Here is a 15920-nt window from a genome sequence, read left to right on the forward strand (position 1 = left end):
AGGAGACAGGAGACAGGAGACAGGAGACAGGAGACAGGAGACAGGAGACAGGAGAAATGGTCTGGGAGCGAGGAGGTATTCGGAAAAATTGTCCCTTGATTTTTCTGCTCAACTCTTGACTAAAATCCGCTCATTTTTGAGCCATTACCACCTAAAACCTCGGACTTTTTGATACTTAAAAAGACTGAAACCTTTATCTGTCAATGCTTTTAGATTGATTCAACAAGCACTAAATATAGTCAGATATAGTCAAATTATGTCAAATATCTTAGTTGATTTGTACAAAAGAGCTACTAAATATTTGACAAAATTTAATAAATATCGACCATCTGTTTAATAGTATAATGAAATTGGCTGAGATTTCCAGACTAAATAATCAGAAAAAATCCGAACTGCTCGAATCCTAATATAATTCTAACTCCTTGGTTTATGAAATTAGTTGAGAGGCATATTATTCAGACAAATCATCGGTTTTATGATGAAATTGACAGACTTTGTTTCTTGTCGAAAAATCTTTATAACTATGCTAATTATTTAGTTCGTCAATCTTTCATCTTTGAAAGTAATTATCGTCACTATTATGACCTGCAAAAAACACTCTCTACTCAATCAGACTATCAAGCAATTCCAGCTAAAGTCTCTCAACAAATCTTGATGATACTAGATAGAAACTGGAAAAGTTTTTTAGCAGCAAACGACGTTTATAAACAGAACCCATCGAAGTTTAATGCTCGCCCTCGCCTTCCTAGATATAAAAATAAAATAACAGGAAGAAATATTGTAGTTTATACGACACAAGCCATTAGCAAAAAACAATTAAAACAAGGAATTATTAATCCTAGTAAGACAGGAATTTATCTAAAAACATTAGTACCTACTTCACAAATCAAACAAGTTCGTCTCGTCCCTAGACTTAACCATTATGTAATAGAGGTCATTTATGAGAAATGCGAAAAACAATACGAGCTAGAAAAAAAACGTTGCGCAAGTATTGATATAGGATTAAACAATTTAGCTACATTAACTTTTAATCAAGCCGGAATCAAACCGCTCTTGATAAATGGCAGACCGTTAAAATCTATCAATCAATACTATAACAAAATTAAAAGCTGCCTACAATCTAAACTCCAGGAAAATAGATCGAGTAAGAGACTGAAAAAGCTTTGCAATAAAAGAGAATTTAAAATCAACGATTATCTTCATAAAGCGTCTCGTTTGATTATTGATACTCTAATTAATCAGAAAATAGGAACATTGATAATAGGGCACAATCAAGAGTGGAAACAGAAGATAAATTTAGGTAAAAAAAATAATCAAAACTTTGTATCTGTTCCCTATAACAGGTTAATAGAAATGTTATCTTATAAAGCACAAATGGTAGGGATAAATGTAATTCTTACAGAAGAATCTTATACCTCAAAAGCAAGCTTTATAGATAATGATTTGATACCTGTTTACAACAAAAGTGAGAAAAATCAAGTCACCTTTTCAGGAAAAAGAATAAAAAGAGGTTTGTATCGTACCGCCAGCAAAGGATTAATTAATGCTGATGTGAACGGTTCTTTGAACATTATGAAAAAAGCAGTCCCAAATGCCTTTGACTATGGGATAGAGGGTGTTGTAGTTCACCCAGTCAGGATAACACCTGCAAAATAAGGATATGTGATATTTGACTATATTTTTATGAACTATATGGCCTGAGAATAATTCCATATCTGGCCGATCGGCTCCGGCATTCACACATTCAATTAACTATATAGAAACGATAACTATGGTTGTTGCAACTCAATCACTCGAAGAACTTTGTATTAACTCAATCCGCTTCTTAGCAATTGATGCAGTTCAAAAGGCTAACTCTGGCCACCCCGGACTACCCATGGGTGCAGCACCAATGGCCTTTGTCCTCTGGGATAAGTTCATGCGCTTTAATCCCAAAAATCCTAAATGGTTAAACCGCGATCGCTTTGTTCTATCGGCTGGCCACGGTTGTATGTTACTGTACGCTCTCATGCACCTCACAGGATTTGACAGTGTACCTATGGAGGAAATTAAACAATTCCGTCAGTGGGATTCTAAAACTCCTGGCCACCCAGAAAATCACATCACTGAAGGTATTGAGGTTACTACTGGGCCACTAGGACAGGGTATTGCTAATGCTGTAGGATTAGCTGCTGCTGAAGCTCATTTAGCTGCTACTTTCAATAAGCCAGACTGTAACCTAATTGACCATTACACTTATGTGATTATGGGTGATGGTTGTAACATGGAAGGTATTTCTGGTGAAGCTGCTTCCCTAGCTGGACATTGGGGTTTAGGTAAGTTAATTGCTTTCTATGATGATAACCATATTTCTATTGATGGTCATACTGACATTTCCTTTACTGAAGATGTAAGTAAGCGTTTTGAAGCTTATGGTTGGCACGTTCAGCACGTTACTGATGGTAATACTGGCTTAGACGCGATCGCTGAAGCTATTGAAAAAGCAAAAGCGGTTACTGACAAACCTTCCATGATCAAAGTTACTACTCTGATCGGTTATGGTTCTCCTAATAAAGCTGATACTCACGATGTTCACGGTGCAGCACTCGGACCGGATGAGGTAGCAGCTACTCGGAAAAATCTTGGTTGGGAATATCCAGAGTTTGAAGTTCCTGCGGATGCTTTGAGTCATTTCCGTAAGGCAGTTGACCGGGGTGCAAAATATCAGGAAGAATGGGATAAGTTATTCTCTGACTATAAGTCTAAGTATCCTGAAGATGCAGCTACTTTGGAAAGAATGGTAAGTGGCAAATTACCTGAAGGTTGGGCGGATGCGCTACCTAAATATACTCCTGAAAGCAAGAAGGATGCTACTCGTAACCAGTCTGGTGCAACACTTAATGCTATAGCTGGTGTTTTACCAGAGTTAATTGGTGGTTCTGCTGACTTAGCTCCTTCTAATAAAACTTTACTGAAAGGTTTAGGAGATTTCCAAAAAGGTCAATATCAAAACCGGAATATGCGTTTTGGTGTGCGGGAACATGGAATGGGAGCTATTTGTAATGGTATTGCTCTCCATGGTTCCGGTTTAATTCCTTATGGTGCGACTTTCTTAGTGTTCACAGATTATATGCGGAACTCTATCCGTTTATCTGCTTTAGCTGAAGCTGGTGTTATTTGGGTAATGACTCACGACTCGATCGCTTTGGGTGAAGACGGACCGACTCACCAACCAGTTGAACATATTGCATCTTTACGTTTGATTCCACAATTACTTGTGATGCGTCCTGCTGATGGTAATGAAACTTCTGGTGCATACAAGGTTGCAGTAGAAAAGGCTAAAGCAGCTCATCCTCAACCTACTTTGTTAGCATTATCTCGTCAAGGTTTGCCTAATTTAGCTGGTAGTTCCATTGATGGGGTTGCTAAAGGTGCTTATATTATTAGTGATGGCGATGGTACTCCAGATATTATCTTAATTGGTACTGGTGGCGAAACTTACCAATGTGTTGATGCTGCAGAAAAACTTCGTACTGAAGGTAAGAAAGTGCGAGTGGTTTCTATGCCATGTTGGGAATTATTTGAAGAGCAAGATGCAACTTATAAGGAGTCTGTATTCCCTGCGTCTGTGAAGAAGCGTTTGGCAGTGGAAGCAGGCGTTAGTTTTGGTTGGCATCGTTATGTGACTGATGAAGGCGCGACTTTGAGTGTTGATACTTTTGGTGCTTCTGCTCCTGGCGGTGTTGTTTTGGAGAAGTATGGTTTCACTGTTGATAACATTGTAGCTAAAGCTAGAGAAGTATTGGGTTAGTTTTGATGGTGGGTAAGCATTCAGCATTTAGCACTCAGCACTCAGCTAGAGTTAAAACTTTACAGATAATAAGCTTTAAAGTTTTATAGTTGTCTTAATTTTAGTGTGTAGTGCTATATTTGCCTATTAGCTATCTCAAAATATCAATTATAATTAAGAGGTTCTCTAGAGATAGGGAACCTTTTAAATTTTTATAGCAATTCCCTTCAGTATTTTTCAGGATTGATTCTTGTTTTTATTAATAAAAAATAAGTTGATTTTCCGTGATTTTACTATTACTGAGAAACGATTTATATAGTTATTATTGTATTAGGAAAAAACTTACATGGTAAAAAGGAAAAATAGTTATGGATGAAGCTGTAAGAAAGATAGCAGGTGTAGGATTACCTGGTGTGATACTTTTAATTGCAATGGCAACGACAGGTTTTACTGGTGCTGCAGCAATTACAGCAGCATTAGCAATGTTAGGACCGGGTGGAATGATTGGTGGTATTGTATTTTTGGGAATAATTGGACTTGCATCAGATTCACTGACAAAGTATGGGTTAGAAGCTTTATTGAAAGGAGTTTATTTACAGAGAAAATCCAATGGTGAACGTTTATCAAATCTAGGTAGAGAAATTGATAGATTACCAATTTCATTAGAACTTAAATTAATACTAAAAAATGCTATTGGAGCCTAATAGTTCAAACTAAAGCATAAGTCGATTTTGTTTTTATTGACTTGATTATCAATTATAATTAAAGAGGTTCTCTAGAAATAGAGAGCCTTTTAAATTTATTTTATAATAGCAGGCTCGTACATTTTTTTGTTAATACACCAAGCGTTGCTAAACTTATTACTAACAATGAGAGAAATATCAGGCAATTGATTTAATTTTTTGGCGTTGGTAAATTAGGGTATAATTTGTATTTTTTGGTAATTCCTAAACTATTGAATAACAAATATTTGAGATTGTTCAATTTTTATTTTCATACCTTTATTCACCAACGCCTTTTTTTCTAAAGCGCTTTTTAGATTTATAAACCAATTTGTCACAACCAAAACCTTAGCACTGATCGCTCAAATATTTATAACTTTCAGTTGCTTTGTTGCAAAAAGGAAGGATATAGAGTAAAAATAACAGTGCGTAGTGGTCTGTCAAGATTGATTTGAGGGATAAGCTATTAGATTTTCTGTGTTGTCTACTTTCCTTCCTTGTCTTATCTCAACCCATCATTTCAAAATTGACAGACCAGTAGGACAAATAATCGGCACTAAATAGAACCCATTTGGGATTTATGAAATGAGTTTTTTTGTGCCGACTTAACTTAGACGTCATTAATAGTAAACTATCTGCTCCAAAACTAATTGCGTAATGAGTTCTTCTAATATACTAAAAACAATTGGTTCAATTTATTGTGTAGGTCGTAATTATGTTGACCATGCCAAAGAACTAAACAATCCAGTACCCAAAGAGCCTATAATTTTCACAAAATCGACAGCCTGCATTGTTCCATTTGAAGGAAAGATATTTATACCTGATAATTTAGGACGATGCGATTATGAAACTGAGATTGCAATACAACTTGGCAATGACTTGTATCAGGCAAACCAAGATCGGGTTTTGGAGGCACTTAGTTGTGTTGGTATTGCTTTAGATTTAACTCTTCGTGATAAGCAAAACGAACTGAGGACTAAAAAGTATCCTTGGGATTTAGCAAAAAGTTTTGTAAACGCTTGTCCGTTGTCAAAATTCCGTCAGTTGAATGACAGCAAAGAAATAGAAGAACTGGAAATCAAACTTGAAGTAAACGGTGAAGTTCGCCAACAAGGTTCTACTAAACAAATGGTATTTTCAATTCCCGATTTGATTACTTTCATTAGTCAGCATATACCACTACGTTCTGGGGATATTGTTTTAACTGGTACTCCAGCGAATGTTGGACCACTCAAAAATCATGACTATTTAGTTGCTTTTCTGAATGGGGAAGCTATTGCAGAAGCTGAGATTCTCAGAACATGAAACTCATCTCTTAACTTTCTCACACAGGTAAAAGCACTAGCATAATTGATTATTTGCGATCGCTTCCTGAGTCTTTTTATCAGGACTTATACCAATTTTATAAATTTTTGCTACAAATATTTGGACTGTTTCTAGTAGTCAATAGTCAATAGTCAGTAGTCAGTAGAAGCCGTTTTTATTATCATTTTTTTCTATAAAACAATCTATTCTAGTAAATTTGCAAAAGTTACAATTTTATTCTTAGACAATTTAGAAGTTATTGAAAAAGCAACAGAAATCCACATATATTTGAGAAGGAAAGGAAGACCGATTCAAGATGCTGATATACTCATTGCAGCAACGGCAATTATTCATAATTTAACTCTGGTTTATAATGATTCTGATATGTCAATAGTTGAGGGAATAAATTTAGAGAATTGGTTAGAGATAGAATAGATAGTTACCATTTAATTAAGTTCAATTTCTAGGAGGAGATTATGACTCAAACTTCTGTAGAAAAAAATACAGCGATTAAAAGAATTTCAGAAACAATTGACCAAGTAATGGAAAGGGAAAATATTTATCAAGAATTAGATAAAAATAAACTTATTCAGAGTTTCTCGACATTATTAGATCAAGTGTCACCTCAAATGGTAATATCTCTAGATGATGAACGACTCATAAAGAAAGTTAGAGGAGTAATGTCAATATTATTAGATCAAGTGTCACCTCAAATGGTAATATCTCTAGATGATGAACGACTCATAAAGAAAGTTAGAGGAGTAATGTCAATAGAACTATTATCTACAATATTTGATAATTTTACCCCAGAGCAAATAAAAACGTTTAATGCAGTAGTAGAAGGGAAATAAAAAGGGTGAGTTATCTACTAGATACAAATTTAGTTACTGCAATTTTGAAACAGAATCAAATAGCAACTAAGAAATTTAAGCAGGTTAAATTTTTGGAAGAATATCTATTTATCAGTTGCATTACCTATTATGAAATTAAAAGAGGATTATTGTATGTTAATGCTACTAGGCAACTCTCAAAGTTTAGTAAATTTTGTCAAGAAGTCACAATTTTATTCTTAGACAATTTGTAAATTATCGAGAAAGCAGCAGAAATTCACATAGATTTGAGAAGGAAAGGAAGACCTATTCAAGATGCTGATATACTAATTGCAGCAACGGCAATTATTCATAATTTAACTCTGGTTTCTAATGATTCTGATATGTCAAGAGTTGAAGAAATAAATTTAGAGAATTGGTTAGAGATAGAATAGAGTTTTACTGTTTACATTATTTTCTTAAAGGTTCAACTATAGGCAAAAAATAGGGAACTAATTCTTCGTTTCCCACAACTAAAGTAGGAAAGGGATGACTCAAATAATCCTTACCTATTTTTAAAGGAAAAATATCTTCCGATCCTATTGGTATCCAAATTGCTCCTGCGGCTTTTGCAATTACCCAAGATGCAGAAATATCCCAAATTCTCGGTGTAGCTTCAACCCCACCAATAGATGCGCCAGAAGCGACAAGTAAAAAGTTATAACTTGCCATTCCTATCATTCTAATTTTTGTTGGAAGTTGCGGTAAAACTTTTGTACTTCGAGAGCAAAGATTAAATAAATGATTACCAGTAATTCTGTCTTTAATTGGTTGAATTTGTTGATGATTTAAAAATGCTCTAGTAATAGGTGGATTACTTAAATAAGTTTGATTTTCCTGATAATAAAAACCATAATAAGATTGACGTAATGGTGGCAAATTTACATAACCAAATATAGGAGTACCTCTATACAATAATCCCATACAAGTTCCCCAAATTGGCATACCTTTAGCAAAGTTTGTTGTCGCATCTAAAGGATCGATAATCCAACACCATTCATTACTAGGAAATATCTGTTGACTTTCCTCTGTTAATATTCCGTGGGTAGGAAAAGTAGAGGCGATCGCTTCTCTAATTTCTCTATCTGCCCATTTATCAGATTTAGTAACTAAACTACCATCAGCTTTTTCGTCTGCTTTGACATTACCAAAGTCTTTTAATAGTTGATTTCCTACTCTAAAAGTAGTTGTTTCTGCAAAGTTTAAAACTTGGTTCCAGAAGTCTGTCATTTTATTTTTTGATCCCGCTTGTTTTTTGGATAAAATTTGTTGAGAGAATTATTAATCAACCTAGCAGTAAACCTAAATAATTACTTTAATTACAAATCTTGAATTTTTAGATTTTTCAAACTATGAGTTATATCAAATCTGCTTGCAATGGAAGTATTATAAGAAACTAGGTTTATGAGAGGTAGATGTTAGTATGATGAGGTATTTAATACAAACCCGGTTTCTATATTTTTATTTGGTGAAAATTATAATTATCTTTACTCGACTGGATTTGGAAAAATTTATTACTGCAACTAAATCATCTGTTGATCCATATTATGCTTACTTCAAAACTTATTAATTACTTCAATTAATTCTTGCGGTTGCTCAACCAACGCATCTGGCTGATATTCAGATAAAGCTTCTCTAGAATTAAAACCCCAAGTCACAGCTATTGCCTTAACTTTAGCTTTTTTAGCAGCATTAATATCCCTAGTTTCATCTCCAACATAAACCATTTCTTCTGGCTGAATATTCTCTGATTTTAAATATTTTTTGATGACTCTATGCTTGCCAAAAAGTGTTGTCCCTGAAGTGATAAAATCAAAAATCAACAAATCATGTTTTTGTAAAACATATTCTACATTTTCTTGAGTATTAGAAGTAATTATTCCTATTTTATAACCTTGATATTGGAGTCCTAATAAAGCCTCTTTAATACCAGCAAATAATTCTACATCATTAATTTCTTGTTTAAATTCAGCTCTAATTCTTCTCAGCAAAAAAGGTACTTTAAAAATAGATATTCCTGACTGGTTAATAAGTTCTAGCGGACTTAACTTTTCAATTTCTGGGATTTCTTCTTTCTTGGCTTGTTTATATCCAAATTCAACTGATAGACGATTTGTGATAGCAAAAATCAGATCGAAAGTATCTGCTAATGTACCATCAAAATCAAAAATAACTATTTTTATCATTATTAAATAATAACCGCTAATTGGTGTTTAATTCTATCATATCAAGTCCGATAACATAACTATTATAAAGTACAGGTAAACCAAGAGGAAGAATACTTGAAAGCAAGGAGGAAAAAACTCAAACTTGGGTAGATATTTCTCATTACTTAATAACTGAAGTTTTGAGGAAGTATAGCATTATTTATGGAAATTGGTATTTTTACAGATAAATGGTATGATTTTATCTTAGTTGATAATTAATTCAACTATTGCGCAACAGTTTTTAGATTTTAGATAAAGTGGTAAGGTAGCATCGCCTCACTTCATTTTGATTGATAATTAATTTGGTGGTGGTGCATAGTAATGGTAAAGGAAGCACCGGGAGTGTGGGGAGATGGGGAGATGGGGAGATGGGGAGTGTGGAAGAAATTAAAAAATATATATCCTCACCATTACCATGCAGGACTACCAAATTTAGGTCTGGGTAAGAATTATTAAGCACATTGTTACAGATAAATAATATCAGTCACCCTCTGCGGATAATTTTGAATTTTCACACTTATTGAAGATTAGCACGAGCATTTCGTTGCAGCATTTCCGGTTTAATGCGTCGCAATGCAGAGGCGGGAAACTGCCTATTCCAATCTTCTTCTGATATCTTTGCTAGTCCTGTTAACTGAGGTGCTAAATTATCAGGGTAGGGTTGAAACTCATCAACATTTGTCTCTTGAGCAAATCTTTGATTCCAAGGACAAACATCTTGGCAAATATCACAACCTGCAACCCACCCTTTTAAATTTGACTTAATATGTGTAGGGAGCTCTGGATTTCTATTTTCAATTGTATGATAAGCGATACAAAGATTTGCATCAACAACAAAAGATTCTACAATTGCATTAGTCGGACAAGCTTCCAGACAACGAGTACAACTACCACAATGTTCAGTATGGGGGCGATCGCTTGTCAACTCTAGGTTAGTCAGCACTTCCCCCAAAAATACCCATGAACCATATTCTCTAGTAATCAGATTACCATTTTTTGCTATCCAACCTAATCCAGCTCGTTCCGCCAATGCTTTTTCCATAATAGGGCCAGTATCTACATAATAGCGGGTTAAAATCTCCTTTTCTTGCTCTTGCAGCCAGTTGGCCAGAGCTTTTAACTTCTTATGCACCACTTTATGATAATCCCTACCCCACCCATAGCGAGAAATTTTACCAATCTCACTATTTTCAGAGTGTTGATGTGGCGTGTAATAGTTGAGTGCCACACAAATAAAAGACTCTACCTCTGGCATAACTCCCTTCAAATCTTGACGTTTGGGATTAGTCATCCATTCTAAATCTGCCTGATAACCCTTATTCAACCACCTTTGTAATCTATTTATTTCCGAGCCGAATTCATTAGCTGAAGCTATCCCAACCTTATTAAATCCTAATTCTAGGGCTTTTTGTTTGATTTGACTACTACTAATAGGGGATTTCATTGATCTGATTTATTTTAGACAGCAATTTCCTCGACATTCTATAGATAAATGTCTATAGAATGTATAAGAATAGTCGTCTTTTTTATGTATGATTTACAACTTAATTAATACAGTCTAAGTTTGATTTATATCTGATTCATCAACCTAGCTAAAACTGTTATTTAACCTATGCTCTTGTGCAATTTATGCTTTGCTAAGAAATAACTCATAAAACCTAAGTATAGCAACAAAATTAGCCTCTTAAAATTTTTATAAAGTAAATATTTTAATTTGAAGCTTTTGGGGATATTTTTAAGGAACGATTTAACATTCATTGTCCTAGTTTAACATCTTTAGGAGTGCATTTCCAGTCAGGATGACTTGTCATTAACAAGCTCTCTAAAGTTTCTTTGTCAAATGTATGGCATACTAATAAGCCATTGAAATAGCATTCAACAGCATAGCAGTTTTGACTAATGCAGCAGATATAGCAGCTTTCTAAAGCTCTCTCTATTTTGATATGTGCCCCTGATTCTAAGGCTTGAAATTTTTGGATATTTTGTTTAAATTCATCTATAGAAGAAACTACTAAACCAGGAATCACGGCTGTTAGTGTTTTTTCTCCATTAATTTGAATCCAATAATTGCGGGTAGGATCAATTCCTTTTAACCAAGGAGACTGATCATCTAGACGGTAGCGAGGTGTTAAAGGAAAAAACTTATTCATATAACTAACTGAAAATATATTTTTCTTGAAAAAACTTATTTTTATTTTCTTGTAGAGTATCCTGTAGTTGCAACTTAACTTAACAAAAATTATTAACTACTACAAAAATATGGGGGTTATATTATACCAAATTTGATTAATATTTGTTCCAAATAGTTAGGCGATTTTGAGTAGTCATAAGTCAGAAGTCAGGATGCAGTATTATACCCTCTTTTTTCCCCCTTCTTCTCACTCCTGACTCCTGTAAGTTGAATCTGACAGCTCCTCTACCTGACTCCTGAATTTTCCCTCGTTATTTAATTCAACCGAACATGAGATAATATCCTTTTTTCACCCTTGGTATTAAACATAAAAATTAAGTTTGAAAGTTGCCAGAAGTTTTCCAGGATGTTCAAATAGTGTTATACCATTTCTCAAAAAGAATGCTATACCCGATCGGGCGGCGAAGTGTGGGGAGTGTGGTCCGTGTAGGGAGGAATAAACATAAGAATAATAAACATTAACTGGGCTAATAAAGAGCAAAAAAGTAATTTCCCCTGTGTTAATTACTTAATAACTGAAGTGCGACCTAAGTATAGCAATGCTTTTGGGAATTGGTATTACGCGGGTATCCTGTAGCATAAATGCTAAAATACTTTTGGTTTTGATGATTAGGTCAATAAACAATGCCATTAACATCATCCCGACGTTGCACCCCTGCGACAATGCGGGATTCCTAACTATCGCTGTAATGGGCTTTCTGCTCCCTCTTTACAGAGGAGCTGCGCTAACAATGCACCTGCCTAATCGGTCGAGCCTCTTTCTGGTCTAAAGGGACGCTCCACAGTACTTCGCCAATCCAACGGCTCCCCTAGACACTGCTAGCCCAGCAGCCTGATTTTATCTAAAATATCTAAAATATGTAGACTATTGGGAAAACCGCAAGATTGATTGGTTTTCCCATCACTCCGCTCCCACCCTCAGGAGAGCGCGGGTCTTCAACCAACGTTGAGATAAAGATTGCTTTTTTGCCGAAAATTTGCTATGGTCGGTTAAGTCAGTCACTATGGCAGTTTGTAGGGGAGCAGTTGGATTAGTTACCTATATTAAGATTAAGTCTATAAATCCAGCGTTGTCACAGTTGCGCGACGTCGGGAGGACGTCAAAGTTCTAAGTCTATTCAACAGTAAAGCTATTGTGAGTGAGGGTTTGGTGACTCAACCCTTATAGTCAGAAGTATGCAGGCAAGGTTGTAAGTCCATTAGCAATATACTAACCTTGTTAAAATTCAATCAATTATCATCAGCCAAGTGCATTATTGAACTTTTTCTGGCATACTTGCTTCCAACTTTAGACAGTTTCTACCATCTATTTGCAAACTATAGTCTACACGATCCATTAATCTATTCATAATTAACCATCCATAACCACTTTCTTGTTTAGCTTCTGGTGTTGGTGGATTATAATTCCCTGTATGATAACCTTGACCATAGTCCCAAATTTCCAAAGCAATATCACGATCTTTAATTTCTAAGCGTATTAGCACTGGTAAGTGAGGCTGGTCTTTATGAGCATGACGAATCACGTTTGAATAAGCTTCCGCCAGTACCAAGCGTAAACGGTTGGATTGACGAGGCCAATCAATATGTTCTCCTAGCTCTACTTCTAAACTGCTTAATAACCAATGTTCGACAATAGTTAAAAAATTGAGGTTGCTTGGCACCTGAAGCTCAGTTTTCATAAATTCACAGAACCTCCAGAGAAAGTATAGTTTGGTCATCTTCCTGAACTTGATTATCAGCTCGGATATAAGCCAATAAGCTATTTAGATCTAGTTGGTTTTTATGCTCCTGTAGGAGTTTCCATAAACCTTCTTGTTGCAGCATTACACGAACTGGTTGCCCACCATCATTAGACTCTTGAACTACTCTAGCTTCAGTGATGCCATCACTTGTGAGCAGGAATACATCTCCTGAATCCAAGTCTATAGTACCTGCTTTGCCTTTCCATATTGGTAATATTCCTAGGGGAATACCACGCTCTTTGAGGAAATTTGGTTTGACTTCCTCGGAAGCTTTGTTTCCAGCAGCTAGCAGTGCGGTTTTAGACCAGACCAAAGGATATATATGGCCAGCATTAGCATAAGCTAATAATCCGGTTTCTGGTGTGTAGCGAGCCAAGACCATTGTAATGAAGCAATTATTACTAATTAAATCATCTGAAAGACTAGTATTAAGATTTTGCATTACTTCGTAGGGGTCTGGGGGATTTTCTTGAGAAAGTTCTCGTCTCATTACAGAAATAGCACTAGCCATAAATAAGGCAGCAGGTACTCCCTTACCAGAAACATCTCCTAATGCTAACCAGATTTCTCCTTGGGAGTGAGTATAAACTTCAAAGAAATCACCTCCTACTTCTCTAGCAGGATAGCAACAACCTTGTATCTTCACTGTTTCAAAGTCGGGCCAACTTTGACGTAATAAGTTGCTTTGTATCTGACGAGCTACTTCTAGCTCATTACGCATTTGTTCAGCAAGTTCCCTAGTCTTTTGATATAGTTGAGCTTGGGATAATGCCAAGGCTCCCTGCTCTAATACACTTTCTATAAGATTGACATCTTCAGCAGACCAGAAGTTACTACTATTTTCTTGATTCAGGGCTAAAACTGCTAGTAAATCTTGCTGGTAAATCAGAGGGACTATTAATTTACAACTATTTTGATCTGAACCTTCTTTAAAGTAGGTTTGGCGATTTTGTAGTACCTGTAATAATAGTTCTTGAGCGATCGGGAAGTCGTTTTGAGAATTTTCAGACTGTTGATAAGAAAAAGATTCAGACATAAGGTGATCGCCTTCTGCTGGCCATAACCTACCTTCTGTAGCCGCAAAAGTTCGTCCCACTGTCTGAACTATTGTGGATAACATACTAGAGTAATCCAATGATTCTCTAATTGCACTCATCACCTCATTCAAAATAGACTCTCGTCGCAGAGCAAGAGTCAAAGCATTAGTGCGTTGCTTCACTACTTTGTAGGTTTCTGAGGCTTGTTTGACTACTACTTTTAGTTCTTCTGGATTCCAGGGTTTTGTAATATACTTAAATACTTTACCTGAGTTGATTGCTTCTACTAAATCTTCTACGTCTGTGTAGCCTGTAAGTAGAATCCGAACTGTATCTGGAAATCTTTCTAAGGTTTTGCCCAAAAATTCTGTACCATTCATTTCTGGCATTCTTTGGTCAGAGATAATCAGCGCCATTTCTCCTTCCGCTTCTAAAACGTCCATTGCAGTGAAGGCGCTATCTGCTTTATATACCTTAAAGTCCCGTCGAAACGTCCTGTACAACAAATCTAGGTTGTCTGGTTCGTCATCGACTACCATCAATTTCAGTTTCCTATCTCCCCGACTCATGCTATAATTTGGCTCCCAGAAAAATTTTTAGTTCTCAAACTCTCATATTGGCCGTTAGAGTATTTTATAACAAAATATTTTTGCTTTACCAAATAATTATAATAGCTGTAAACTTTGATAAATTTGGGTATCATTTTTTCTGGTCATTAGCCTTATGTAAGGAACTAAATTTTAGTATATTTCTGACTTTACATAAAATTGTAATCTTTAATCAATGTAGTTTTGATAGATCGATTTGATTATTTTAACCCTAATCTATCTTGTAAATAATAATCTTGATTATCAGCAATAAAAGTAAGATTTAGCTATTTAGTTTTTCGATGTATATTTTGTGGAAATTCCCCTATCTACACCTAGAGCAACTTTTCTGCTAATCTTAGTTTAGCAGAACGTGCCCGTGGATTCATTGATATTTCATTATCTTGAGGCTGGATGGGTTTTTTTGTCAACACCTGTAAAACGGATGAGTCTCTAAAACCATGTTTGACTAAGCGGTCTTCTAAACTATGAAAGCTAATAATTCCTATTCTACCCCTAGTTTTTAGCCAGTTTGGAGCATTCTTAAGAAAACTTTCTAGGCTAGAAAGTTCCTGATTTACTTCTATTCTGAGAGCTTGAAAAACACGAGTAGCTGGATGTATTCTACCATAACGGTATTTCCGGGGTACACAGTGGGCGATCGCTTCTGCCAACTCCGTTGTGGTTTGAAAAGGACGAAGTTCTACTATTCTTCTAGCAATACGTCTAGATAGACGCTCTTCTCCATAAGTATAAAAAATATTTGCTAACTTGGCTTCTTCCGAGTGATTCACTATTTCGGCTGCTGTTATAGTTTGTTGCTGGTTCATCCGCATATCTAATTGAGCACTATACCGGAAACTAAAGCCACGTTCTGGGGTATCCAACTGTACAGAACTTATACCTAAGTCTGCGATTATACCATCAAACTCGATATTTTCCGGTTGATAATCAGCAAAATTGCCATGCCAAAATTGGATATTAGAGCTGTAATAGGCCAATGAGGTTTGACAATAGGCGATCGCTTGTTCATCTTGATCGATAGCTACTACTTTAACATCTGGAGCAGCAGCTAAAATCAACTGACTATGGCCACCATATCCCAATGTTGTATCTAAGTAGATACCCCCTGGACAGATAGCTAAACCTGAAATTAATTCATTACTTAAAACTGGTACATGGTTCATTAAGATCAAAAATTAATATTATATTAGACTTCTATATTTCTTGCTAAAGTAAAAGTAACAGAACTTAGGTATTTTTGAGGAATAAACACTACATATCTATAACGTTATAGTTTTTGAACCCTGTATTTAGTGTTTTTATCTCAGTCTGAGGTGAAAAATTTTTGGTAAATTCTTTGGGAAAATCTCCGATCAATTTCCCATTATCTATTTGTGACTTCTGCCAGAAGAGAACTGAGGCATTTTTGAGGGATAAACACTACATATCTATAACGTTATAGTTTTTGAACCCTGTATTTAGTGTTTT

Annotated in this window: 16 protein-coding genes; 9 read left to right on the forward strand and 7 right to left on the reverse strand. The window is 35.5% G+C overall.

Annotated features, from left to right (window positions below; genetic code table 11):
- The first annotated feature begins 429 nt into the window (after positions 1 to 429).
- The 8 genes from ACP6PM_RS29600 to ACP6PM_RS29635 all read left to right on the forward strand — a co-directional run bounded on the left by ACP6PM_RS29600 (position 430) and on the right by ACP6PM_RS29635 (position 7060).
- Positions 430 to 1656, forward strand: a complete 1227-nt coding sequence (locus ACP6PM_RS29600) for an RNA-guided endonuclease InsQ/TnpB family protein (RefSeq protein WP_426590462.1) — start codon at positions 430 to 432, stop codon at positions 1654 to 1656.
- 115 nt (positions 1657 to 1771) lie between these two features.
- A complete protein-coding gene (tkt, locus tag ACP6PM_RS29605) occupies positions 1772 to 3790 on the forward strand; it encodes a transketolase (RefSeq protein WP_426590463.1) in 2019 nt (672 codons plus the stop codon).
- Positions 3791 to 4137: 347 nt separating this feature from the next.
- Positions 4138 to 4473 carry a hypothetical protein gene (locus tag ACP6PM_RS29610; protein WP_426590464.1) on the forward strand — a complete coding sequence of 112 codons (336 nt, stop codon included), beginning with the start codon at positions 4138 to 4140 and terminating at the stop codon, positions 4471 to 4473.
- A 675-nt stretch (positions 4474 to 5148) separates the two neighbouring features.
- Positions 5149 to 5796 (forward strand): fumarylacetoacetate hydrolase family protein, encoded by a 648-nt coding sequence (locus tag ACP6PM_RS29615; protein WP_426590465.1) that lies wholly within the window; start codon positions 5149 to 5151, stop codon positions 5794 to 5796.
- Between the two features lie 231 nt (positions 5797 to 6027).
- Positions 6028 to 6231, forward strand: coding sequence for a PIN domain-containing protein (locus ACP6PM_RS29620; RefSeq protein ID WP_426590478.1), 204 nt, complete (start codon positions 6028 to 6030; stop codon positions 6229 to 6231).
- A gap of 41 nt (positions 6232 to 6272) precedes the next feature.
- Positions 6273 to 6647 (forward strand): hypothetical protein, encoded by a 375-nt coding sequence (locus ACP6PM_RS29625; protein WP_426590466.1) that lies wholly within the window; start codon positions 6273 to 6275, stop codon positions 6645 to 6647.
- A gap of 5 nt (positions 6648 to 6652) precedes the next feature.
- The gene (locus ACP6PM_RS29630; RefSeq protein ID WP_426590467.1) at positions 6653 to 6880 is read left to right on the forward strand and encodes a PIN domain-containing protein; all 228 of its coding nucleotides are present in this window, start codon (positions 6653 to 6655) and stop codon (positions 6878 to 6880) included.
- 3 nt (positions 6881 to 6883) lie between these two features.
- Complete coding sequence (locus ACP6PM_RS29635; RefSeq protein WP_293108849.1) at positions 6884 to 7060, forward strand: PIN domain-containing protein; 177 nt, start codon at positions 6884 to 6886, stop codon at positions 7058 to 7060.
- A gap of 16 nt (positions 7061 to 7076) precedes the next feature.
- Here ACP6PM_RS29635 and ACP6PM_RS29640 read toward each other — a convergent pair whose 3' ends face one another.
- Complete coding sequence (locus ACP6PM_RS29640) at positions 7077 to 7895, reverse strand: inositol monophosphatase family protein (RefSeq protein WP_426590468.1); 819 nt, start codon at positions 7893 to 7895, stop codon at positions 7077 to 7079.
- 326 nt (positions 7896 to 8221) lie between these two features.
- Positions 8222 to 8851, reverse strand: a complete 630-nt coding sequence (locus ACP6PM_RS29645) for an HAD-IA family hydrolase (protein ID WP_426590469.1) — start codon at positions 8849 to 8851, stop codon at positions 8222 to 8224.
- A gap of 342 nt (positions 8852 to 9193) precedes the next feature.
- On the opposite strand from ACP6PM_RS29645, the gene ACP6PM_RS29650 reads away from it, so the two are divergent.
- Positions 9194 to 9328 carry a hypothetical protein gene (locus ACP6PM_RS29650; protein WP_426590470.1) on the forward strand — a complete coding sequence of 45 codons (135 nt, stop codon included), beginning with the start codon at positions 9194 to 9196 and terminating at the stop codon, positions 9326 to 9328.
- A 61-nt stretch (positions 9329 to 9389) separates the two neighbouring features.
- On the opposite strand, the gene queG is transcribed toward ACP6PM_RS29650, so the two are convergent.
- The 5 genes from queG to rsmH all read right to left on the reverse strand — a co-directional run bounded on the left by queG (position 9390) and on the right by rsmH (position 15616).
- Positions 9390 to 10316, reverse strand: coding sequence for a tRNA epoxyqueuosine(34) reductase QueG (gene queG, locus ACP6PM_RS29655; RefSeq protein ID WP_426590471.1), 927 nt, complete (start codon positions 10314 to 10316; stop codon positions 9390 to 9392).
- A 310-nt stretch (positions 10317 to 10626) separates the two neighbouring features.
- Positions 10627 to 11022, reverse strand: a complete 396-nt coding sequence (locus ACP6PM_RS29660) for a hypothetical protein (RefSeq protein ID WP_426590472.1) — start codon at positions 11020 to 11022, stop codon at positions 10627 to 10629.
- A 1294-nt stretch (positions 11023 to 12316) separates the two neighbouring features.
- Positions 12317 to 12742, reverse strand: coding sequence for an ATP-binding protein (locus ACP6PM_RS29665; protein WP_426590473.1), 426 nt, complete (start codon positions 12740 to 12742; stop codon positions 12317 to 12319).
- 4 nt (positions 12743 to 12746) lie between these two features.
- Positions 12747 to 14411, reverse strand: coding sequence for a SpoIIE family protein phosphatase (locus ACP6PM_RS29670; RefSeq protein WP_426590474.1), 1665 nt, complete (start codon positions 14409 to 14411; stop codon positions 12747 to 12749).
- A gap of 353 nt (positions 14412 to 14764) precedes the next feature.
- The gene (gene rsmH, locus ACP6PM_RS29675; RefSeq protein ID WP_426590475.1) at positions 14765 to 15616 is read right to left on the reverse strand and encodes a 16S rRNA (cytosine(1402)-N(4))-methyltransferase RsmH; all 852 of its coding nucleotides are present in this window, start codon (positions 15614 to 15616) and stop codon (positions 14765 to 14767) included.
- Positions 15617 to 15920: the final 304 nt, after the last annotated feature.

It is taken from the genome of Dapis brunnea BLCC-M229 (genome assembly GCF_050015995.1).
In the GTDB taxonomy this organism is placed as follows: Bacteria; Cyanobacteriota; Cyanobacteriia; order Cyanobacteriales; family Microcoleaceae; genus Trichodesmium.

Bases quoted from the DNA above. Each gene is read 5' to 3' on its own strand.
- ACP6PM_RS29600 (WP_426590462.1), top strand. From the start codon at position 430: ATGAAATTAGTTGAGAGGCATATTATTCAGACAAATCATCGGTTTTAT.
- tkt (WP_426590463.1), top strand. From the start codon at position 1,772: ATGGTTGTTGCAACTCAATCACTCGAAGAACTTTGTATTAACTCAATC.
- ACP6PM_RS29610 (WP_426590464.1), top strand. From the start codon at position 4,138: ATGGATGAAGCTGTAAGAAAGATAGCAGGTGTAGGATTACCTGGTGTG.
- ACP6PM_RS29615 (WP_426590465.1), top strand. From the start codon at position 5,149: ATGAGTTCTTCTAATATACTAAAAACAATTGGTTCAATTTATTGTGTA.
- ACP6PM_RS29625 (WP_426590466.1), top strand. From the start codon at position 6,273: ATGACTCAAACTTCTGTAGAAAAAAATACAGCGATTAAAAGAATTTCA.
- ACP6PM_RS29640 (WP_426590468.1), bottom strand. From the start codon at position 7,895: ATGACAGACTTCTGGAACCAAGTTTTAAACTTTGCAGAAACAACTACT.
- ACP6PM_RS29645 (WP_426590469.1), bottom strand. From the start codon at position 8,851: ATGATAAAAATAGTTATTTTTGATTTTGATGGTACATTAGCAGATACT.
- ACP6PM_RS29650 (WP_426590470.1), top strand. From the start codon at position 9,194: ATGGTAAAGGAAGCACCGGGAGTGTGGGGAGATGGGGAGATGGGGAGA.
- queG (WP_426590471.1), bottom strand. From the start codon at position 10,316: ATGAAATCCCCTATTAGTAGTAGTCAAATCAAACAAAAAGCCCTAGAA.
- ACP6PM_RS29660 (WP_426590472.1), bottom strand. From the start codon at position 11,022: ATGAATAAGTTTTTTCCTTTAACACCTCGCTACCGTCTAGATGATCAG.
- ACP6PM_RS29665 (WP_426590473.1), bottom strand. From the start codon at position 12,742: ATGAAAACTGAGCTTCAGGTGCCAAGCAACCTCAATTTTTTAACTATT.
- ACP6PM_RS29670 (WP_426590474.1), bottom strand. From the start codon at position 14,411: ATGAGTCGGGGAGATAGGAAACTGAAATTGATGGTAGTCGATGACGAA.
- rsmH (WP_426590475.1), bottom strand. From the start codon at position 15,616: ATGAACCATGTACCAGTTTTAAGTAATGAATTAATTTCAGGTTTAGCT.